General features: G+C 47.3%; 19 protein-coding genes and 1 other RNA gene. 17 read left to right on the top strand and 3 right to left on the bottom strand.

Going from position 1 to position 22908, the window contains the following annotated elements; genetic code table 11:
- Positions 1-29 precede the first annotated feature (29 nt).
- From thiE to AC4EVX_RS06035, 4 genes are all read left to right on the top strand, one after another.
- The gene (gene thiE, locus AC4EVX_RS06020) at positions 30-677 is read left to right on the top strand and encodes a thiamine phosphate synthase (protein ID WP_177977377.1); all 648 of its coding nucleotides are present in this window, start codon (positions 30-32) and stop codon (positions 675-677) included.
- A gap of 182 nt (positions 678-859) precedes the next feature.
- Complete coding sequence (locus AC4EVX_RS06025; RefSeq protein ID WP_177977376.1) at positions 860-1624, top strand: alpha/beta hydrolase-fold protein; 765 nt, start codon at positions 860-862, stop codon at positions 1622-1624.
- A gap of 18 nt (positions 1625-1642) precedes the next feature.
- Positions 1643-2416: an esterase family protein gene (locus tag AC4EVX_RS06030; RefSeq protein ID WP_490159781.1), complete on the top strand. Its 774-nt coding sequence runs from the start codon at positions 1643-1645 to the stop codon at positions 2414-2416.
- Positions 2417-2551: 135 nt separating this feature from the next.
- Positions 2552-3760, top strand: coding sequence for an ATP-grasp domain-containing protein (locus AC4EVX_RS06035; protein WP_177977374.1), 1209 nt, complete (start codon positions 2552-2554; stop codon positions 3758-3760).
- Between the two features lie 249 nt (positions 3761-4009).
- Here the strand turns inward: AC4EVX_RS06035 and AC4EVX_RS06040 are convergent, their stop codons facing one another.
- A complete protein-coding gene (locus AC4EVX_RS06040; RefSeq protein WP_177977373.1) occupies positions 4010-4528 on the bottom strand; it encodes a nitroreductase family protein in 519 nt (172 codons plus the stop codon).
- Positions 4529-4812: 284 nt separating this feature from the next.
- Between AC4EVX_RS06040 and AC4EVX_RS06045 the strand changes: the two genes are divergently transcribed.
- The 4 genes from AC4EVX_RS06045 to AC4EVX_RS06060 all read left to right on the top strand — a co-directional run bounded on the left by AC4EVX_RS06045 (position 4813) and on the right by AC4EVX_RS06060 (position 8317).
- Positions 4813-5874, top strand: a complete 1062-nt coding sequence (locus AC4EVX_RS06045) for a tRNA dihydrouridine synthase (protein WP_490159782.1) — start codon at positions 4813-4815, stop codon at positions 5872-5874.
- 160 nt (positions 5875-6034) lie between these two features.
- Complete coding sequence (locus tag AC4EVX_RS06050) at positions 6035-6397, top strand: LytR/AlgR family response regulator transcription factor (RefSeq protein WP_490159783.1); 363 nt, start codon at positions 6035-6037, stop codon at positions 6395-6397.
- Between the two features lie 262 nt (positions 6398-6659).
- Positions 6660-7823 (top strand): FprA family A-type flavoprotein, encoded by a 1164-nt coding sequence (locus tag AC4EVX_RS06055; RefSeq protein WP_490159804.1) that lies wholly within the window; start codon positions 6660-6662, stop codon positions 7821-7823.
- Positions 7824-7981: 158 nt separating this feature from the next.
- On the top strand, positions 7982-8317 hold the full coding sequence (locus AC4EVX_RS06060) for a cyclic-di-AMP receptor (RefSeq protein WP_177977370.1): 336 nt from the start codon (positions 7982-7984) through the stop codon (positions 8315-8317).
- 622 nt (positions 8318-8939) lie between these two features.
- Here the strand turns inward: AC4EVX_RS06060 and AC4EVX_RS06065 are convergent.
- A complete protein-coding gene (locus AC4EVX_RS06065; protein ID WP_177977369.1) occupies positions 8940-9896 on the bottom strand; it encodes a radical SAM protein in 957 nt (318 codons plus the stop codon).
- A 276-nt stretch (positions 9897-10172) separates the two neighbouring features.
- Here AC4EVX_RS06065 and ssrS point away from each other — a divergent pair.
- From ssrS to AC4EVX_RS06105, 8 genes are all read left to right on the top strand, one after another.
- Positions 10173-10352: non-coding RNA, 6S RNA (gene ssrS / locus AC4EVX_RS06070), on the top strand.
- Between the two features lie 144 nt (positions 10353-10496).
- Positions 10497-11729, top strand: coding sequence for an AI-2E family transporter (locus AC4EVX_RS06075; protein ID WP_177977368.1), 1233 nt, complete (start codon positions 10497-10499; stop codon positions 11727-11729).
- Between the two features lie 9 nt (positions 11730-11738).
- Complete coding sequence (locus AC4EVX_RS06080; protein ID WP_177977367.1) at positions 11739-14042, top strand: SpoIID/LytB domain-containing protein; 2304 nt, start codon at positions 11739-11741, stop codon at positions 14040-14042.
- Positions 14043-14165: 123 nt separating this feature from the next.
- Positions 14166-15557 (top strand): histidine kinase, encoded by a 1392-nt coding sequence (locus tag AC4EVX_RS06085; protein WP_177977366.1) that lies wholly within the window; start codon positions 14166-14168, stop codon positions 15555-15557.
- Entirely contained in the window at positions 15529-16320 is a 792-nt protein-coding gene (locus AC4EVX_RS06090) for a response regulator transcription factor (RefSeq protein WP_490159784.1), read from the top strand. The genes AC4EVX_RS06085 and AC4EVX_RS06090 overlap by 29 nt, the downstream gene beginning before the upstream one ends.
- A 750-nt stretch (positions 16321-17070) precedes the next feature.
- The gene (locus tag AC4EVX_RS06095) at positions 17071-18045 is read left to right on the top strand and encodes a TRAP transporter substrate-binding protein (protein ID WP_490159805.1); all 975 of its coding nucleotides are present in this window, start codon (positions 17071-17073) and stop codon (positions 18043-18045) included.
- A complete protein-coding gene (locus AC4EVX_RS06100) occupies positions 18046-18549 on the top strand; it encodes a TRAP transporter small permease (RefSeq protein ID WP_177977364.1) in 504 nt (167 codons plus the stop codon).
- Position 18550: 1 nt separating this feature from the next.
- Positions 18551-19861 (top strand): TRAP transporter large permease, encoded by a 1311-nt coding sequence (locus AC4EVX_RS06105; protein WP_177977363.1) that lies wholly within the window; start codon positions 18551-18553, stop codon positions 19859-19861.
- Positions 19862-20120: 259 nt separating this feature from the next.
- On the opposite strand, the gene AC4EVX_RS06110 is transcribed toward AC4EVX_RS06105, so the two are convergent.
- Positions 20121-21098, bottom strand: a complete 978-nt coding sequence (locus AC4EVX_RS06110; RefSeq protein ID WP_490159785.1) for a LysR family transcriptional regulator — start codon at positions 21096-21098, stop codon at positions 20121-20123.
- Between the two features lie 261 nt (positions 21099-21359).
- On the opposite strand from AC4EVX_RS06110, the gene AC4EVX_RS06115 reads away from it, so the two are divergent.
- The gene (locus tag AC4EVX_RS06115; protein ID WP_490159786.1) at positions 21360-22877 is read left to right on the top strand and encodes a UxaA family hydrolase; all 1518 of its coding nucleotides are present in this window, start codon (positions 21360-21362) and stop codon (positions 22875-22877) included.
- Positions 22878-22908: the final 31 nt, after the last annotated feature.

Genomic DNA, 22908 nt, shown 5'->3' on the forward strand with positions numbered 1-22908 from the left:
AATAAAAACGAGGGGAGGATGATGCAGAGATGAAACATTTGGATATGAGTCTGTATCTGGTGACGGACAGCACCTATCACACGGAGGAATCGTTGCTTCGGACAGTCGAGGAGGCATGTGAGGGAGGAGTCACGATTGTACAGCTGAGAGAAAAGCATGCAGGAGGACGGGAGTATCTTGAGAAAGCACGAAAGGTTCGCGCGATCACAGAGCGCTATGGCGTTCCGCTGATTATTGATGACCGTGTCGATGTGGCGATGGCATGTGGAGCGGACGGCGTTCACGTCGGAGCGTCGGATCTTCCGGTCGCAGAGGCGCGTCGGATTCTCGGACCGGACAAGATCGTCGGAGCGACCGCAAAGACGGTGGAGACGGCGCTCAAAGCATATGAGGATGGGGCAGATTACCTTGGGGTCGGAGCGATCTATCCGACAACGACAAAGGTTGTGACAATCCGCACCGAGGTTTCAACGCTCGATGCGATCTGCCGTGCCGTGCCGATTCCGGCAGTTGCGATCGGCGGTTTGAACCGGGGAAATATGGGAATTCTGGATGGAACCGGAATTTCCGGAATTGCGGTGGTATCTGCGATCATGAAATCGGAGAACCCGAGAGAGACGGCGAGAGATCTGCTCAAGGAAGTGCACCGGATGAGAAGAAATTTTGAATTCAAATAAATTAAAAGCATCCGTTTTTAGTATTGTGGTCTGCATTGAAAAGAGGACGCTCCTGTGTTAAACTATCCATAACACGGGAGCGTTTTTATGTGTGGTTCGCACAGTGCTAGATCGTTGCCGAAGCAACTGCGCCTTAGCGCGAAAATGTGCAGGAATTTTTTAGAGAGCGAGAATACAAGACAATGGTGAAAAAATGGGAGATTACAATCCCGCAGTTTACGGGAAATGAACCGCGCAGAGCCTATATCTATCTGCCGGAATCTTATGAATGGGACCCGGAACGGCGATATCCGATTTTATATATGTTTGATGGTCACAACGTATTTTTTGACTGGGATGCCACCTATGGAAAGTGCTGGGGAATGAAAGAGTATATGGATCAAAGTAAGACCCAGATGATCGTAGCGGCGGTGGAATGTAACCGCGGAGCGGACAATGGACGACTCTCCGAGTATTCTCCGTTTGATTTTTCCGATGCAAACTATGGAAAATTTAAGGGACGCGGAAGAGAGACGATGGAATGGTTTGTGCGCGAATTTAAGCCGTATATCGATCAGAATTACCGCACGATTCCAGATCGGGAGCACACCTACATTGCAGGAAGCTCGATGGGCGGTCTGATGAGTCTGTATGCAGTCAGTGCGTTCAATGAGGTATTCTCCAAGGCAGTGGCGCTGTCTCCGTCAATCTGGACGGCACCGGGAAAGATCGCAAAGATGATCCGAGAGACGAATTATGGACCGGAGACGACAGTTTATCTCGACTACGGTTCAGAGGAGCTTGGATATCGTGAGAAGGCATCGGACCAGTTTGCAAAGGTGACGGGACTTATGATCAAGAAGGGCGTTTTCGTATCCTCACGAATTATCCCGGGAGGCACGCACAGTGAGGCAAGCTGGGAGCGCCAGATTCCGTTTTTTATGGAAGCCCTGAATTATCAGCGATAAGATAATATAAGAGGAAGGATGGCAAGCGACATGGAGATGAATTACGTAAAGCAGTACAGCCCGGCTCTGGGAAGAGATATGGAGTGCAAGATTTACGGTCATGGGGGAAGACCGGTGCTCTATATTCCTTGTCAGGACGGGCGTTTATTTGATTTTGAAAATTTTCATATGCATGAGACCTGGGCACCGTGGATTGACCGCGGGGATGTGATCGTGTTTGCGATCGACACGATTGACCGGGAGACCTGGTCGGATGCAAATGGAGATCCGTACTGGAGAATTCGTCGGTATGAGCAGTGGATTCGCTATATCACGGATGAGATGGTGCCATTTATGAGAAAGACGGTGAATGATAGAAATGGCTGGACGGGATATCCGGATGTGATTGTGTTCGGATGCAGTCTCGGGGCGACACATGCGTCGAATCTCTATTTTCGAAGACCGGATCTCTTTGACGGCGTATTGGCACTCAGTGGCGTGTACTCGGCATCCTACGGATTCGGAGACTATATGGATGATATTGTCTATATCAACTCGCCGGTGGATTATCTCGCAAATATGCCGGAAAATCATCCGTATATTGAACTCTACAATCAGAAAAATGCGATTTTCTGTACCGGACAGGGACCGTGGGAGATTCCGGAGTCCACAAGACAGCTCCAACAGATTTTGGAGCAGAAACACATTGATGCGTGGGTGGATTACTGGGGTCACGATGTTTCCCATGACTGGCCGTGGTGGCATAAGCAGGTGGAATATTTTGTGCCGTATCTCTTAGGTCAGCATGCATAGGATTCGTAAACGCGAAACAGGATGCAAAAAAGCCAAAGGGTACAAAGCTAAAAGGAACTTGTGAGGCAGAGAAGTTTATAACATAAAAGCGTTTATAAGGTGATGTTGAAATGAAAAAGGGAGGAAGAAAGAGTTATGAAAAATTTTGTGTTTATCTCACCGAATTTCCCGACAAACTACTGGCAGTTTTGTCGGGAACTCAAGAAGAATGGAATGAATGTACTCGGAATCGGTGACCAGCCTTACAATGAGCTGAGTGAGGATCTCAAGGAGAGTCTGAATGAGTATTACAAGGTCAGTAACCTTGAAAATTATGATGAGGTCTATCGTGGTGTGGCATTTCTGATTTTCAAGCACGGTCAGATTGACTGGCTTGAGTCGAACAACGAGTACTGGCTTGAGCGCGATGCCAAGCTGAGAACGGCATTTCACATCACGAGTGGATTTCAGGAGGAGGATCTTCCGCGCATCAAGTACAAGTCGAAGATGAAGGAGTATTATCAGCGTGTGGGAATCCCGACAGCGCGCTATCATCTCGTCGATGATCTTGAGGGCTGTCAGGCATTTATTGAGAAAGTCGGCTATCCGGTTGTCGTGAAGCCGGACAACGGAGTCGGCGCGGCGAGCACCTACAAGCTGAAAAATGAGACGGAACTGGAAGATTTCCTCAAGGAGCGGGAGGAGAAGATGCCGGACGTTCCGTACATCATGGAGGAGTTCATCGAGGCGGAGATTAATTCTTACGACGCAATCATTGATTCTCACGGAAATCCGTTGTTTGAGACGGGAAATGTGACTCCGGTTTCGATCATGGATATCGTAAACAACGGCGACAATTCGATTTACTACATTGTCCGCGATCTCCCGTCTGATGTGAGGATGGCGGGTCGTGCGACCGTCAAGAGTTTTGGAGTCAAGAGCCGTTTTGTCCACTTTGAGTTCTTCCGTCTGACAAAGGATCACGAGGGTCTCGGTCACAAGGGCGATGTGATGGCACTCGAGGTCAACATGCGCCCGTGTGGTGGATTTACCCCGGACATGATGGACTTTGCAAACAGCACAAATGTATACAAGATCTGGGCGGACATGATTGCCTATGACAAGACGGAGATAACCCCGGGTCGCCGTTCCTACTGCGCATTTGCCGGACGTCGCGATGGCAAGAAATTTGTAATGAGCGATCAGCAGATCAGAGAGAGATACGGGGAGCAGATCAAGATGGATCAGCGTCTTCCGGATGTGCTTGCGACTGCGATGGGAAATCAGATGTATGTTGCGATCTTCCCGACGAAGAAGGAGATGGATCAGTTCTTTAGCGATATTCTGGAGTGCAGGGAAGACTAGAAATGTAAAATAACCCCAGAAGATTAGATACAGAAAAATGGGTAGAACCATGCTGATCAGCGAGATTTCTGTGAGAAAGCCCGTTTCCAGGCTTTCTACTTGCCGGGACAGGAGATAACAGAAATAGCCAGAGAGTAGATACGATATAAATAAACAAAAGGAGACTTCCGTTCGATAGACCGAGGTCTCCTTTTGTTTATCTGCTGTCTTATTTATTTGATTTATCCGGCGTTTGATTTATTTGGTATTTTATTTTACAAATACAATCTTTCCGATCTTGTGGATCTCCTTTACCGGAGCTGGGGCCGGATAGCCGAGAGCAGCGATTCCGTAAGCGGAGTGGTCATCCGGAACACCCCAACTCTTTAAGATTGCGCGGACTTCCGGCACATCACAGCAGTCGCGAAGCTGATTGATCCAGACAGAACCGATGCCGAAAGAATGGGCGGAGAGGAACATATTTTCCATTGCGCAGGCATTGTCGTCGATCGAATGACGGCTTGTTCTCTCATTCGTTGTGATCACGATTGCGGACGGCTGATACATATCGTATCCCTCGCGTCCGAGTGCCTTGCCGATCGCACTTGCGAGTTCCTGAATTTTCTCGGTGTCGGTCACGACGGTGAACTGCCAGGTCTGACGATTCATTCCGCTCGGAGCGTAGATCGCAGCCTGAAGAATCTGGTCAAGTTCCTCTGTCGGGATCGGTTTCTTTTCAAAGGCACGGGTACTTCTTCTTGTGAGTATGTTTTCCATTACAGCGTTCATTTATAATCCCTCCTGATGCTCGTTTAACTGCTAACTACACTCTAGCATAGGAAAATAAAAAAGACAATTCCTATTTTTTTGAAAAAATAATGAGAATAATTATCGATAAAACGCATTAATCCTATAAATGTCGAATGATACAATAGCTGATTGTTAGCGTTTCTGTTTTCGATTTAAAAATTGAGAAATTGCGGGAATGGTGGGGATATGATAAAATAAAAATCGAGCGAAAAAGAAAGGTTGTCCGTTCAGAATAAACGAAAAAAAGGAATTATACGATATTTATGAGATACGAATTTGCACCGATGGAGGGAATCACCGGCTATGTATACCGGAACGCTCATCATCAGTTTTATAAAAAGATAGACCGCTATTTTACACCGTTTATCACGCCGAATCAGACGAGAAAATTTACGAGCAGGGAGATGAATGATGTGCTTCCGGAGCACAATCAGGGAATCGAGATTGTTCCGCAGATTCTGACGAACAAGGCGGAGGATTTTCTCTGGGCGTCGGAGAAATTGAGAGATCTCGGCTATGAGGAGGTCAACTTAAATCTTGGGTGTCCGTCGGGAACCGTTGTGACAAAGAAGAGGGGAGCGGGATTTCTCGCATTTCCAGTTGCACTGGATGCCTTTCTTGAGGAAGTGTGTAATGGGATCAACAGACTTGGAATGAAGATTTCTGTGAAGACGAGAGTCGGAAAAGACAGTCCGGACGAGTGGGAAGAGCTTCTGGAGATTTACAGTCGGTATCCGCTCTCAGAACTGATTGTGCATCCGCGAATTCAGACAGACTTCTACCGGAATCATCCAAATCTCGATGCCTATGAGCTGGCAGCAGAGAAGAATTCGTCAAATCAAATTTCGCTCACTTACAATGGAGATCTGTTTTCGGTTCAGGATTTTGAAAACTTGATCGAGCGTTTTCCGAATACAGAGACTGTGATGATGGGGCGTGGACTTCTGACAAATCCGGCGCTTGCGGAGCAGATTGAAGGCATGCAGGAGAAGTGTGGAAGCAGTGAGGCAGGATCTTGCAAGGCGCGGCGAGATGATCCTTGCTTTTCGGAAAAAGAAAACGAAGAGAAAGAAAAGTGCGATGAGAAACAGAGATTTCGTAAATTTCACGATGCCCTTTTGGCAGGATACAGCGAGGCGATCCCCGGAGACAGAAATGTTCTGTTCAAGATGAAAGAACTCTGGTTTTATTTCGGACAGGCATTTGAGAATGATGAGAAAGCACTCAAGCAGATTCGAAAGGCAGTGAAGATGGATGTCTACCGGGATGCGGTTGCAAAAATCTTCTCGGAATGTGAATTAAAAAATCCACCGGGATTTCAGTAAATTTCAACAAGAATCTGAGTGGAATGAGAAGAGGACGAAGAACAAAGCAGTAGAGCGACATGGCGAACGATATGGTAATGCAAGATCCTATATTGGAAAAGATACATGAAAGTACATGTATATGAAAATGAATGGGAAAGAAATGTGTGGGGAAAAGAAAATGGCAATCAAAACGGTAATTGTGGATAATGCGCCGGAGCTTTTGGAGAGACTTGGCGGATTTTTGGAGGCAATAGACGGAGTGGAGCTTGTCGCGAGATTTGAGGAGGCGGTTTCCGTCGTCGATTTTGTGAGGGATCAGGATGTGGATCTCGTCTTCACAGATATTGTGATGCCGGATATCAGCGGAATCAGTCTGGCGAGAAAGTTGCAACAACTCCCGAATCCGCCGGCGGTTGTGTTGATGTCGAGTATTCCGGGATTTTCGCTCGAGGCGTGGAAAATTCAGGCATACACGTTTTTGGAAAAGCCGTATACGAGGGCAGATGTGGCGAAAGTGATATCGAATTTTGAAAAAGAGTGATAAAATCCTAACATTAGGGGTAGAAATATAAATGATTTTGTGATAGAATAGCTTGGAAATAAAAATAGTAACTATTTGCAATATAGTTTTGCCTTTCAGAGTGGATGTCCTCCACCTAAGTTATACGCTCCGCGTGGATGCGCAGTAATTCTGATGGGAAGATGTCAGCAAAGCTGACCAGAATTACGCGCCAGGTCTCCGCGAGCGTCGGCTTGAAAATATAAAAAATAAACCAGAAAACGACAGAGGAGAAAATAAAATGATCAGTGATATGAAGATTTCCGATTCAATTGTATATGTTGGCGCAAATGATAAGACGATTGACCTGTTCGAGAGCCAGTATCCGGTTCCGAATGGCGTTTCCTACAATTCTTATGTGATTCTGGACGAGAAGGTAGCAGTCATGGATACCGTGGACCCGAGAGCAACTGAGGAGTGGTTTGCAAATCTGGAGCGCGTGCTCGCAGGTCGCCATGTCGATTACCTTGTAGTTTCCCACATGGAACCGGATCATGCCGGAAATGTACAGAAATTCGCAGAGAAATATCCGGAGGCGAAGATCGTTGGTAATGCAAAGACGTTCGGCATGATGGCACAGTTCTTTGACTTTGATCTGTCTGACCGCAAGGTGGAAGTGAAGGAGGGCGGTACGTTAGAGCTTGGAAGTCATACACTTCAGTTCTTCATGGCACCGATGGTTCACTGGCCGGAGGTTATGGTTGCCTACGAGCAGAGCGAGAAGATCCTGTTCTCCGCAGATGGATTCGGAAAGTTTGGTGCAACTGATGTCGATGAGGAGTGGGATGATGAGGCAGGTCGCTATTTCCTGAATATTGTTGGAAAATATGGCGTTCAGGTGCAGGCACTTTTGAAGAAGGCTTCCGGCCTCGATATCCGTATGATCTGTCCGCTTCACGGTCCGATTCTGAAAGAGAATCTTGGTCACTACCTTGGACTGTACCAGACCTGGAGCAGTTATGAGCCGGAGAAGAAGGGGGTTCTCGTGGCATTTGCATCGATCCACGGCAACACCGCAAAGGCAAGCCAGCTGATGGCAGAGTATTTGAGAGAGAATGGAGAGGCAGATGTGACGGTGATGGATCTCTCCCGCACCGATGTCTCCTATGCGGTTCGCAAGGCATTCTACTATGACCGTATCGTTCTCGCCGGTGCAACCTATGACGGCGGAGTCTTCCCGTGCATGGAGGAGTTCCTTCTGCATCTGAAGTCTAAGAATTATCAGAAGCGCACCGTTGGAATCATCGAGAATGGCACCTGGGCACCGCTTGCAGGAAAGGTGATGAAGGGAATCCTTGAGACGATGAAGAACATCACGATTGCAGAGCCGATGGTTACGATCCGCTCGACAGTCAAGGAAGATACGAAAGAGCAGATGAAGGAGCTTGCAAAAGTTCTCACAGCGTAATAAAATAAAAAAGACAGAGGGGAAGCCTGCGCATGCCAGACTTCCTCGTTGTATATGTATGGAAATATAAGATATAAGAATGAGAGAAACCTGCATCAGGGTTAAAATGATTGAAAAGATTCATCTGGGCAGGATGGGGACAAGAAAGGGTGAGAGACATGAAAATTATTTATGCGATTGTGAGTGCGGATGATGGAAACAGAGTGACGGACGTGCTGAACGATCATCGTTACAGCGTGACGAGACTTGCGACGACGGGCGGTTTCCTGAAAAAGGGAAATGCGACTCTGATGATCGGTACACAGGACGACAAGGTGGATTATGCGATTGAGCTGATCCGTGAGACCTGTGGCAAGCGCCAGAAGATCAGCTGTGATATGCCGAGTCCGAGCATCGGTTCGATGGCAGGCAATTACATGACGATGCCGGTCAGCGTGGAGACAGGCGGAGCGACAATCTTCGTGACGGATGTGGAGCGCTTTGAGAAGTTCTAAGTGAACAAATTGTTTGAATATTTATATACAATTAGACAACTTACAAAAAATATAAAAATAATTTACAAAAAGTGTTGACAAAAACGAATGGATCTGGTATTATAAAGACAACAAAGAAACAGAAACAAAACAAAAGAGAACACAAGAAGTTCTCGAAAGAAATTCTCAGCGAAAGGGAATTTCAAAAAAATCTAAGAAAAGGAGGTACAATCCACCGAACAGTTAAATGAGTTTCCCTTATCAAAATCAAAAATCCGAAAGGATTGAGAAAAAAGATAAGCAAGGAAACAGGAAAAGAATCTGTAAGTGGAACAAGAACAAACATTTTCCAGATCCAAACGTTATTGCAGACAGAGAGAAAAGAATCGGTTTTCTTATATGACGAGAAAGTATAGGAAGGACGATAGATTTCAGAATCGGATAACAGAAAAGAAAGAGATATAAAAAAGGAAGGAAAATAAAAAATTCAACCACATACAGAGGAAGAAAGATATATATATAGAACAAAAAACTTCATAAGGAAAAAGCAAAGAGAGGTATAGTCCAGTGGACGAAGTGAACTGAAAGCGGATGCCAGAGATGTCAATCATTGGTATCCGCTTTCCTAGGTTTTACGGAAGGATCAGGGCTGATCGAATTCCAATCCCTCCAAATTAAACGGTGGTGTGTATTCTTCACGCGCACTGCTTTTTTTTTGCATAAATCCGTGATCGAGACCGAGGGCGAGAGCAGTGTCGACAACTTTTTCGTACTCATAGCTGGTGATCCGGCGGTTCAGTTCCGGGCAGTCGTCAAGATGGCGGTAGGGGGTGTACTGACTCATCAGGCTGATAAAAAACTGATCCTTCGGGAAGTGGTCAGCAATCCAGGTTAAGAGCGCGATCGAGTCGTCCTTGTGTCCGGGAAGAACGAGATGTCGGATGATGACACCGCGGTCCATGATCGAAACTTCCTGACCATCGGGAGATACCTCGGTGTGAAACGATGGGGTGCCGGTCTGCTCAATCATCTGGGCGATCGCAGAACTTGCCCGCGTGAAATAGTCGGGAGCACCGGAACAACGGCGAGCAAGGTCAGAGTCAAGATATTTAAAGTCCGGAAGCCAGATGTCGACATAGGGCCTGAGGGCGAGAATCGTCTCTGCGCGCTCGTAGCCACCGCAGTTGTATACAATCGGGATCCTGAGATCTGGTTTTGCGAGGCGGAGTGCCGGAAGAATCCACGGGAGGTACTGGGTCGCCGTCACGAGATTGATGTTGTGTGCGCCCTGATCCTGAAGGTTCAAAAAGACCTTGGCAAGCTGTTCACTACTTAAACTCTTTCCGAAATGCTCCTGGCTGATCTCATAGTTTTGACAGAAGACACAACGCAGGGTGCATCCAGAAAAGAAGACGGTTCCACTGCCCGCAAAACCGCTGATACAGGGTTCTTCCCAGTGGTGGAGTGCAGCGCGGGCACAAAAGATTCCCGCCGGGGAGGAGCAATAGCCAGAGCGGGTGTGCCGATCGACTTTGCACTGGCGCGGACAGAGTTCACAGGAGAAAATCTGATTTTCGAGATCAAGGGCTGAGAGGTTCATGGTATAATAAAAATCCTTTCGTTGTGTTGTGTATGCTTGAGTTTCCTATAATAAATCTTTAATATTTTATCGATTAAAATCGGTCTGTTTTTTGCGTTTTTCTGTATTGAATCATGATTTGCTGTATATATTGGAAGTAGGAAATCGGAACAGAAATTGATTCTCAGTATATAAGAATTTTTAAAGGATTGCAAGGCAGAGTTTTTTAGTTAAAGTTTGAGACTTGAAAAATTGAAGAGACTGTTGTATAATCAATCCATAGAAAACAGAAAGACGTAATTCCTGGAATGTTCGACAACCTTACCCATTTTGAACCTACATTTCTGACTCAGGGATTCCAATATTTGCAGACCGATGTCAAGCCTCCAATGAGCAGTGGAAGGCAGAAGCCTGCGTGAGGTTGCCCACCTAGCACTGCTAGGCGTCAATAAGTAAGACCGGCATTTTGGGATTACGAAAGATAAAGCAACGAGCAATCGTTGCTTTATCTTTTTTTTTTCAGAAAAATGTGCTACTCTTATAAGCGAAAGACGCACAATGAGGAAAAACAGGAAGAACATGTGCCGGGGATTCTGGCACAATCTGAAACTGGAGGCTGGAGTGAAAAAAGAAAAATTTGAAACGTACATCTACTGGGGTGTGACCGCATTCGTGGTTCTGGTTTTATTGGTTGCAGTGATTTTTCTGCTGATTAACTGGAAATCGGCACAGAAGATGTGCACTGCTCTTTTGGGAATTCTCGAACCGATCATTTACGGAGCAGTGTTTGCCTATCTCATGGCACCGATTTACAATCGCGCATGCCAGTGGACGGAAAAGATTTTTTCGCTTGTGAAGCTGGAGAAGGCAGGAAAGAAATTGAGCACGACGGTTGCGACGCTGGCGAGTCTGCTGGTTCTTGTCGCAGTCGTGACAGGTCTTGTCTCGATGCTGGTTCCACAGGTGATTACGAGTATTCGAGGAGTGATCGAGGCACTCCCGGCGGGTGTCTTAAATCTGGAAATGTGGTTAGAACAGCTCTTCCGCGACAATCCGGATGTGGAGGCACAGGTGATGCAGTACTATGCGAAGGCATCGACATGGCTTCAGAACTGGCTCACAAATGATCTGATCCCGAACATTTACAACATTGCGACGGGAGTGTACAGCGGAATCTTTACGGCTGTTCATACGGTCTTAAACATGATCATCGGTCTGATTGTCATGGTCTATCTGCTGAATATGAAGGACAAGCTCAAGACGCAGACGATCATGGTGATCTACGGGGCTCTGCCCGTGCGTGTGGCGAATAAGGTGATCGAGGAGGTCCGCTATGTCCACAAGATTTTTGGTGGATTCATCATTGGAAAACTTCTCGATTCCCTGATTATTGGAATCTTGTGCTATGTTCTTCTGAGTTTCATGAACATGCCGTACGTTCTGCTTGTCAGTGTGATTGTTGGTGTGACAAATGTCGTTCCGTTTTTTGGACCGTTTATCGGGGCTGTGCCGAGTGCTTTCCTGATTCTTTTGGCAAGTCCGATCAAATGTCTGTATTTTATTATTTTTATCCTTCTGCTTCAGCAGTTTGACGGAAACATTCTTGGTCCGAAGATTCTCGGGGATTCGACGGGACTCTCGAGCTTTTGGGTATTGTTCTCGATTCTGCTGTTTGGCGGGGTGTTTGGTTTTGTCGGAATGATCATCGGAGTACCGACGTTTGCGGTATTTTATAAACTGATGAAGGAGCTGATTTCCTGGTTGCTAAAGAGAAAGAATCTCTCAGCTCAGCCGGGAAAGTATGAAAACCTGGATCATATTGACGAGGAACAGAAGACTTACATTCAAAAATAAGAGGCAACTATGAAGAGTCGGAAACTGATCGCATTTATGGGCGGAATGGTGACACTGATCGCCGTATTGATTGGAATTATTCTTCTTTGTGAACCGCAGAGGGACGGGATCTCGCGGGCGGAGGTTGCCCGTGCGGTTGTTTTGGCGCTGAAATCGCCGGAGGAAGTGTCCATGTGGCGTCGGGAGGCGGGAAGTTCGCATTTTTCAGCGAACACTCAGAGTCAGTGGTACATTCCGTGGATGGATTATCTGTATGAGAATGGATTTCTCACGGAGGAGGAGACACCGGCGGACGAGAAGACAGCGGAGGGCTGGCTGACTTACGGGGAGGCACAGCAGATTGCGGAAACCTCCGCACCGACGCTCGGAGTACTGGTGGATGTGACGAAGAAGAATCGAAATCAGCCATATCCGGAGGATTCGTGGTGGATTCTGTATGATGCGATCTTGAAATCTGCGGACCCGAAAGGAAATGTGAAGACGCAGAGTGTGCTGGTCTATGGAACACCGGAGACTGTTCCGTCAGCGGAGGCGTGGACGGTGTATACGAATCTGGGACAACTGCGTTTTGACGGATTGACGCTTGATGCCTATCTCGATCATGAACTCGAAGCCTATGTGAGAGGAAATCAGCTGATCCATGTGATTGCGGACAATGGTCAGAATACGACGTACCGCAATGTCTGGGTCATTGATGCTGACGAGAGTGAGATGAAGGTTTACTTAGGCGATCTTGAGCGGACGATTTCGTTTCGCAGGAAAGTAAAGAAAAAGAAAGCCGAGGAGATGGTTCACAATCTCGCAGATATCCAGATGGAGAAGGGCAAGATTGCAAAAGTTTCGCTCAAGCAGGACACGATCACGGGAAAGGTTCTGTCCGTGCGGAGTGATTCGATCGAGATCGAGGGATACGGATCTGTTCCGTTTGATGAGGAGTACAAGGTACTCCGAACGTATGGGACAGTGAAACGGGAAAATCTCTCAGACATCCTGATTGGATATGACCAGAATGAATTCGTCGTCGCAAAGGGAAAGATCTGTGCGGTTTTGACTGTGCGGGATGTCAATGCGGATACAATCCGTGTTTTGTTGATGAATAACGGATTCAAGAGCATTTTTCACGATACGGTGACGATCTCATGCAGTGGTGCGATGACGATGACACAGGGCGATCAGGAGACGACGCTCGAGGCGGGAAGCACCGTCTCTTTTTCTAAGGGAGACGGTCAGCTCACAGCAGGCAGAATCATCTTAAAACCTCAGAATGAGACGGATGAACTGACCGTACCGACACTTGAGCGCACGCTCGGAACACCATCGTATGCGGGCAGACTTGAGATTGTGGAGGCGGATACGGGACTTGTTCTGATGAATGAGCTGTATTTAGAGGATTATCTCAAAAAAGTTGTGCCGAGTGAGATGCCACCGAACTATGAGAAGGAGGCACTCAAGGCGCAGGCAGTCTGTGCGCGCACTTATGCCTATATGCAGATTCAGAGCAATACTTACAGCCAGTACGGCGCCCATGTCGATGACAGCACGAATTTTCAGGTCTACAACAACGTGGAGACGAATGAGAGAACGCGGGAAGCTGTTGAGGAGACTTACGGAAAAATGTTGCTGTATAAGGGAAAGCCGGTTTCTGCGTATTACTTTTCGACTTCCTGTGGAACGACGACGGACGGAAGCATCTGGGGAAATGATTCCTCGGAGACTCCGTATTTGAAGAGTGTGGCGCTCAGTCCGGGACGAAAGACGCTTGATTTAACAGAAAATGCGGATTTTTCGTCGTTTATCAAGGATGAGGATTATCCGGCTTATGATTCGTCCTACCCGTTTTATCGCTGGAATGTGATGACAAACGCACAGATTCTCGGGGATCACATCGGCGGAATCGGAACAATCGAGAGTGTGAAGATCACGGAACGCGGTCCGGGTGGTGTCGCACTCAAGATGCTCGTCAAGGGAAGCGAGGGGGAGAAAACGATCAGTGGTCAGAATGCGATCCGGTCGGCACTCGGAGATTCCAGCCTGACGATCAAGCGAAAAGACGGGAAGACCTCGGAGGGATGGAGCTCCCTGCCGAGTGCATTTTTGACGGTCGAGGATGTCGGCAAGAATGACAAGGGAATCACGCGGTTTAAGATTTATGGCGGTGGTTACGGTCACGGTGCAGGCATGAGTCAGAATGGAGCGCAGGGAATGGCAAAAGACGGTATGACCTGTGAGGAGATCCTGAAGTTTTTCTACGAGGGCGTGAGTGTGGCAGAACCCCCGATCGGGGAACAGCAGGCGAAAAATGCACAGAATTAGTCGTATTTGACTGTACCCGTGTATGTGTCTACATGGGGATATGGATACAAATATATGGATATAGACATATGAACATATGGGCATATGATAAGGGTGGGAAATTTTTGAATAGGAGACGGGGCAATGGTTCGGACGGGACAAAGAATTTTGGCAGTCTTACTGCCGGATCATAAGGTAAAGCTGGGACTTGCGTGGGCGTCTATTCTCGCAGTCCTCTGCGTTGCGTTGAGCGTGGCGATTTCGATGTTTGGAATGCGCGGGTTTGACATGATTCTCGGAAACAATGCCCGAAGTCTCTCGTTCTGGTCAGCGATGGATCAGGAGCGAACGACGTTCAGCCGTTATATCCAGAGCGGGACACAGGAGGCGAGGGAGGAGTATCAGGAGGCAAGTGAGAAGACGAGAAGAGAGCTTGCAAAACTGTCCTTTGACTATAAGAAAATCGGTGCGGACTGCTATGCGCGAACCTGGTCGATCAAGAGCCTGTATGAGAACTATGTGCCGGAGCGGGATCTCGTTTTGATGATGGATCAGCAGGAAAGTGGATACCGTGAGCGCTTGAGTCGGGTGTACCGGCTTCAGGGGTATTTGACCACATATGCGGGACAGCTTGAGCAGATGACGATTCAGCTCGGAAACCGGCAGTACCAGAGCAGTCGGACGATGCTTGTGCTTGTCCCGGTTGCAACGCTTTTTCTCGGTATCCTCTCACTGAGCCTGACCTGGTATATCTCGGCACTCAGGGAAAAGCACGATATGGAGCGACAGCTTGCGGATGTTCAGCTCCAGATGCTCAAAAACCAGATTAAACCTCATTTCTTATTTAATACGCTGAATCTGATCGCAAGCATGGCGCAGATTGAGGATGCAGAGGTGACCGAAAAGATGATTGAAGCCCTCAGTCGTCTGTTTCGCTACAACTTAAAGTCGAGTGAGTCGGTCATGCCACTTGAGCGAGAGCTCAGGGTAGTGCAGGATTACATGTATCTTCAGCAGATGCGTTTTGGAAAGCGGATTCAGTATCAGTCGGACTGTGCGCCGGAGACTCTGTCTCTGCTTGTGCCGTCGTTTGTGCTTCAGCCTCTCGTTGAGAATGCAATCAAGCATGGTCTGTCGACGCGGAGCAGTGGCGGACGGATCGTTGTGCGCTCATGGATGGACGGAGAGCGGTTTCGGATGAGTATTGCGGACACCGGAGAGGGAATGAGCGAGGAGCGCCTTGAGGAGGTCAGACAGCGACTGAAACGGGGCGAGAGAAACGACATATCATCCATAAAGAGAGAAGAAGCAAAGAGGGAAGATAGCAAGAGAGAGGATACAAAGAGCGGAGAACACACCGGTACCGGAATCGGGCTCTTGAATATCTGGAGTCGCATTCACGGGATGTACTGCGATGGAGAGATGGAAATTTACAGCAGACCGGGTGCGGGAACGGTTGTGCAGTTGGCCTTTACACCGGAGAAAGGGCCGGAAGGGGGAGATCCAAATGTATCGGGTATTACTGGCAGACGATGAGCAGATTGAGCGTATGGCGCTTGCGCGGAAACTTCAGCGCGCTTTTGGCGGTCAGTTGGAAATTTGTGAAGCGTCAGATGGAAAGATGGCGATCGAGGTATTTCAGAAGCAGAAGAGCCAGATTGTGATTATGGATATTTCGATGCCGGAGATGAACGGGATGGAGGCAGCGGAGGAGATCCGAAGGATGGACGCGAACTGCGTGATTCTGTTTCTGACGGCGTATGATGAGTTCTCGTATGCGAAGCGCGCGTTTGTGATCCGTGCGCTCGACTATCTGCTCAAGCCCTGTGATAAGGAGGAGCTGTCTGCGGTCATGGAGGAAGCGATGCGAATCACGGATCAGAGGCTTGCCGGGGAGTCTGAGCAAACGCAGGCGGAGGAACAACCGGAGTCTGAGCCGGTTTACCGTGACGGAGGAGTCGGGGATACGCGACTTGACTGTGTTGCAGAGACGATCCGCCAGTACATCCGTGAGAACTATATGAATGAGATTTCGATGCAGGATGCCGCAAGGTGGATGCAGTACTCAGATGCGTATTTTTCCAAGCTGTTCAAGCAGTGTTTTGATCAGAACTTCACGACGTATCTGATGCATTTTCGGGTGGAGGAGGCAAAAAAATTGCTCCAGAACCGTCAGATCAGCGTCAAGGATGTGAGTGCAAAGGTCGGGTATTATGATTCCAACTATTTTGCGAAGGTGTTCAAGCGGATTACGGGGATGATTCCGTCAGAGTATCGGGCGCAGTTTTTTGCGTCGTAAGATGTAAAGAGCGTAAAGAGCTAGAAACAGATTTTAGAAAAAACTAAGGTGCAACTCATCATTCTTCCGGACAACCGGCAAGAGTAATCTGCGAAAAGACCGTTCCTGTTGGCGCGGGGGCGGTCTTTTCATGTTTAACAGAAAAATGTTTGATCGTTAATGCGATGCTTGAGGTCGGAAGTGTAAATGCAGAAGAGAATTCCGGAGACCGCAAAAAAGATCGAATTCCCCCCGATTTGAGATGGAAAGCATGGATAAAATCGAAATGGAAAAAATAGCGAATTTCCGAGAAAAATTATGTAAAATCTCCAAAAAATAAAGATTCCGGATGCGATGGATCTTTCTGGGAGACGATAGAGTGGGGGAGAGGAGAGAATTTTGTGGACAAAGTATACAAAGACAAAATCTTCTTCCTAAATCGCAAGGATTTACGGTACAAAACAAAATCTTAACGCTATATAATGGGAGTCGTGGTCAAGAGAGCGCAAAGTATGCGCAAAAGATGATAAAAATGATCACATCCTGAAATGATATGCGATATGCAGGAATGTTTTGCATTCCATCCATATAGAAGGTGCATAGAGGAGTCTGGTTACAAATGTATGGTGTTATCGATTTTTAAATGTATACAGGGAATGGGTATTGAGGCATATTGATTTGGGGCAGTGGCAAACGAAAAAAATGAAATGGAGGGAATAAAAGGTGAAGAAGATTTTGAAGCAGGCGACAGTGTGTCTGTTTGCAGTGACGATGGCATTTGGTTTAACCGGATGCGGATCACTCACAAACGGAAAGCGAATCATCCGGATTTCGCATGCACAGTCAGAGACCCATCCGGAGCATCTTGGACTTCTGGCATTCAAGGAGTACGTGGAGGAGAATCTTGGGGATAAGTATGAGGTGGAAATCTTCCCGAACGAGCTTTTAGGATCTGCACAGAAAGCAATCGAGCTGACTCAGACAGGTGCAATCGATTTCGTAGTGGCAGGTACTGCAAACCTTGAGACATTTGCGGATGTTTACGAGATTTTCAGTATGCCGTATCTGTTTGATTCTGAGGAGATTTACAAGTCTGTCATGCAGGATACCGACTACATGGAGAAAATCTATGAGTCTACCGATGATGCAGGCTTCCGTGTGGTAACCTGGTACAATGCAGGAACGAGAAACTTCTACGCAAAGACCCCGATCCGCACACCGGATGATCTGAAGGGCTTAAAGATCCGTGTACAGCAGAGCCCGGCGAGCGTAGCAATGGTAAATGCGTTCGGCGCAGCAGCATCTCCGATGGGATTCGGTGAGGTTTACACCGCTATTCAGCAGAACGTTATCGATGGAGCAGAGAACAATGAGCTTGCTCTGACGAACAACAAGCATGGTGAGGTTGCAAAGTATTATTCCTACAACAAGCACCAGATGGTTCCGGATATGCTTGTTGGAAACCTGAAATTCCTTGAGAGCCTGAGCCCGGAAGAGTACCAGGTATTTAAGGATGCAGCTGCTCTGTCCACGGAAATAGAGATGGCTGAGTGGGATAAGTGCGTGGATGAGGCAAAGGATATCGCACAGAATCAGATGGGCGTAGAGTTCATTGATGTCGATGTTGATGCATTCAAGCAGAAGGTTCTTCCGCTCCACGAGCAGATGCTCAAAGAGAACCCGAAGATTGTAGATGTTTACAATCACATTCAGGAAATCAACGAAAAAGCGAAGGAGGGAAAGTAAATGGAAGCGATGCATAACTTGAGAAAAGGCATTATGCGCGTTCTGGGAATCGCAATGATCGTCCTGTTCGTCCTGATGACCGTGATCGGAACGTATCAGATCGTAACCCGTTATTGCTTCAACCGTCCGAGTACCGTATCTGAGGAGCTTCTGACCTACTCCTTCACCTGGATGGCTCTGCTTGCTTCTGCTTATGTATTCGGTAAGAGAGATCACATGAGAATGGGTTTCCTTGCAGATCAGATCACCGGTCCGACAAGAAAGATTCTTGAGGCAGCAAGCGATATTATGACCTTCCTTCTTGCAGGCGTTGTTATGCTGTACGGCGGAAGCTCCATCACGAAGCTGACAATGATTCAGAAGACAGCTTCCTTACAGGTTCCGATGGCATACATCTATGTGATGGTGCCGATCAGTGGTGCGTTGATTATGCTCTTTAGCATTATGAACCTGATTGATACCTGTCATAACGATTATAGCAAGCAGAAGAAGGAGGAAGAGTAAGATGAGCTCAATCGCAGTTGTATGTGGCCTGATTATTCTGGCCGTCCTTGTAGTAATGTTACTTGGCGGTATGCCGATCGCAGTAGCACTTGCAGTATCTTCCATCTGTGCAATCCTTCCGGTTCTTGATTTAAACGTAGCCGTTCTGACCGGTGCACAGCGAATTTTTTCCGGTATTTCCGTATTCAGCCTGCTTGCAATTCCGTTTTTCATTCTGGCAGGTAACCTGATGAACAAGGGCGGTATCGCAATCCGTCTGATCAATCTGGCAAAACTTTTTGTAGGTAACATCCCGGGTGCTCTGGCACACACGAACGCAGTAGCAAACATGCTCTTCGGTGCAATCTCCGGTTCTGGTACCGCAGCAGCTTCCGCAATGGGTTCCATCATTGGACCGATTGAGGAGGAAGAGGGTTATGACCGTGACTTCTCCGCAGCAGCAAACATTGCAACCGCTCCGACCGGACTTCTGATCCCGCCGAGTAACGTTATGATCACGTTCTCTCTGGTTTCCGGAGGAACTTCCGTAGCAGCTCTGTTCATGGCAGGATACATTCCGGGAATTCTCTGGGGTCTTGCATGTATGGCAGTTATCTACTACTTCGCAAAGAAGAAGGGATACCGCAGTACGAAGAAGTTCTCCAATAAAGAGAAAGTAACCGTATTTTTACAGGCAATTCCGTGTCTGTTCATGATCGTTGTTGTAATTGGTGGCATCATCGGTGGTATCTTCACCGCTACCGAGGGAAGTGTCGTAGCTGTTGTATACAGCCTGATCCTTTCCGTTGTATTTTATAAATCCATCAAGATTTCCGAGCTTCCGAAAATCTTCTTAGACAGTGCTGAGATGACCGGTATCATTATCTTCCTGATCGGTGTTTCCAACATCATGAGCTGGGTAATGGCATTCACCGGAATCCCGACCGCAGTTTCAGAGGCAATGCTGAGCATCTCTGACAACCGCTATGTAATCCTGTTTATCATCAATATCCTGCTCCTGATTGTCGGAACCTTCATGGATATGACTCCGGCGTGCCTGATCTTTACGCCGATCTTCCTGCCGATCTGCCAGCAGCTTGGTATGAATACGATCCACTTTGGTATCATGATGATCTTCAACCTGTGTATCGGAACCATCACCCCGCCGGTTGGAACGACTCTGTTCGTCGGTGTAAAGGTAGGCGGAACCAAGATCGAGAATGTAATCAAACCGCTTCTGGTTTACTTCGCAGCAATTTTTGCAGTGCTGTTGATCGTATCTTACATTCCGGCTGTTTCCCTGTGGCTCCCGAGCCTGATGGGTTATGTATAAGGCATAGCATGATCTAAGTGTGATTTAAGTATTATCGTTGGGTTTGAGTTATCGTTAAATAAATAGGGTTGAGTGTTTTTAAATAAATCTTTCAAAGATTGGAAAAATTAGAAAAGCGAAAATCTTCTGGGATGAATGGGTACATCCCGGGAGGTTTTCGCTTTTTTTGCGTTTTATTTTCCCGCGTTCTCTATTTCTGCGTTTTTGGGGAATGCCATTTCCTGCCCTTCCCTGGCGGTCAATATAGGATGGATTTGGGTCAACCTTTGCTGTGGCGACTGGATGGATCGGAATAAGCGTTGCTGTAATAAGAGCAGAACAGTTCAATAAATGCCTGCTGTGGTTTGGAAATATAGTTTTTGCTCGAGGTCACAATATCAAAATGGCGGATGGCGTGGGGAGAATCAATTTTATAATAGCACATCTCCGGGTGGACATTTGTCATCAGCCAGTCACTGATAAAAGTTGCCCCGATTCCCGAACACGACAGATGAAACGAGGTGACAAGCTGAGAAACCTGGAGCGTGATCCGGGGAGTGATCTGTGCCCCTTCAAAAAAGGTCATGCTCCGGCGGTAGAGATTGTTGCCGGGGGTCAGGAGAATGAATGGAGTGTCGACAAAGGGTTTCAGCGTGACTTTGGGGCAATCTTCCTCCTCAAAGCAATGGGCTAGGATGTCTTCTGAGGTGAGTGCAAATTCGGCAAGCTCTCTGTTTACGGGAAAGGAGATCGGGACAGACAGAAGAATCGTATCCTGAAAGGCGGGAATCCGCTGCAGTTTGTCGGAAGGGTCCGGTGTACAGTTAAATGTCAGGTCGATCTGATTCTCTTTGATCATATTGATGAGTTCCCAGGAGCCAGTTTCGACGAGTTGCAGATCAATTCCCGGAAATTTTCTCTTGTAGGCGGAGAGTACGGGTGGAAGGATGTAAGCGTTAAAATAGTGCGTTCCGCCGATTTTGAGAGATCCGGTCTTTAAATCTGTCAGATCGTTGAGCTGGGCGGAGAGTTCTTCTTCCAAATGTTGAATCTGCTCGATTTTCTGAATATAGATTTTCCCTGCCTCTGTGAGTTCAAGCGGTTTTTTGTCGCGGTTAAAGAGAGAAAGTCCCAGTTCGTGTTCTACTTTCTGAACTGAGATGCTCAGAGCCGGCTGGGTTAAAAAAAGTTCTTCTGCCGCCTTTGAAAAACTTCCATGTCTGTACACGGTATAAATATACTTCATTTCCTGTTGCATGATTGGCGTCTCCTTTATGTGTTATCTGTTTTTCTTCATTTGCGTTCAGGTTCTTGTTTGAATCTTTGTAAATGTTTCTTTTATCCTCTCCCCTTGATATATAAAAATAATTTATATAAATATAAAAAGCATAAATTTGATTTTAGTTTATTCCTGCTTTATACTGATGTCAAGAGAAAAAAAGATCAGTAAGGCGCCTGAAAAAGAATTTCTTGAGAATTTTATAACTTTATAGACAGTAGGGAAAACAGGAGGAGAGTCATGAAGATTGATGCCCTTATGATGGACAGCAAGGACAATGTGGTTACATGTGTGCGGGATATCAAAGCAGGAGAAACGGTTAAATATCGCAATGGAGATCAGATGTGTGAGATCACCGCAAAGGAGGATATTCCCTTCAGCCACAAGATTTCATTGAAAGATCTGGCATTCGGAGAGAAAGTTTTTAAGTATGGAGAACTGATCGGAAAGACGACGAGAGAGATTCTTGCGGGTTGCCTTGTAGATCACACCAATATTTACAGCGTTCCGAGAGATTATGAAAATGAGTACGTTGCAGAGGGAGAAGATTCTGATTACAAAGCACCGGAAGTCAAAACGGTGGAGAGAGACGGAAAACTTCAGTTTCTCGGATATCGCCGTTCGGACGGACGTGTGGGAATCCGCAACCATGTGCTGATTCTTCCGACCTGTGCGTGCGGAAGTGAGTCAAGCCGGATCGTGGCAAGCCAGGTGCGCGGTGCAGTCAACATTGTGTTCAATACAGGCTGTTCCGATGTGGCAGCGAACACGGAGATGTCTCAGAAAGTTTTGACCGGATTTGCCTGCAACCCAAATGTTTACGGAGTTGTAATCATTGGTCTTGGATGTGAGACGGTTGGTCACAAAGCACTCAGAGAAAAAATTCAGAAGATGACGGACAAGCCGGTTGTCTCATTCGGAATTCAGGAAGAGGGAGGAACGTTAAAGACGATCGAGAAGGCAGTTCGCTCCGCGAGAGAGATGGCAGCGCAGGCCGGTCTTGTGAAGAAAGAGTGGTGTGATATCTCAGAGCTTCTGATGGGAATTGAGTGTGGTGGTTCTGATGCAACTTCCGGAATGGCATCCAATCCGGCAGTCGGTGAGCTCAGTGACAGACTTGTAGATTTGGGCGCTTCCACAATCATGAGTGAGTCGATTGAGTGGATCGGCGGAGAGCACATTGTGGCAAGAAGAGGAGCAACTCCTGAAATTCACAATCAGGTAATCAAAGTATGTGAAGACTACGAGAAGCATCTGAAAGTTGCGGGTCAGGACTGCCGTGCAGGTCAGCCGACTCCGGGAAACAAGGCAGGCGGTCTCTCAACGATTGATGAGAAGAGTCTTGGATGCATCCGAAAAGGCGGAACGAGACCGATCGTGGAGGTTCTCGAACAGGCAGTGCGCCCGAGCCGTCATGGAGCGATCGTGATGGATACCGCAGGATATGATATTTCTTCCGTGACTTCCATGGTAGCTGCCGGATGTGCATGTGTGATCTTTACAACGGGACGAGGTACGCCGACCGGAAATGCGATTGCACCGGTACTCAAGGTGACCGCAAATAAGCGCACCTATACCCATATGGAAGACAATATGGATGTGGATCTGAGTGGAATCATTGATGGAAGCACAACGATTGCAGAGTGCGGAGAGATGCTTTTAAACGAGATCGTAGAGGTGTGCAGTGGAAAACTGACGAAGGCAGAGGCGTACGGATTTTCTGATATTGCCGTTGATCATGTATGTAGATTCGTGTAAATGCAAGCGCATATAGGGGGAGAAATCGACG

The sequence above is a fragment of the Brotaphodocola sp. genome (genome assembly GCF_983179755.1).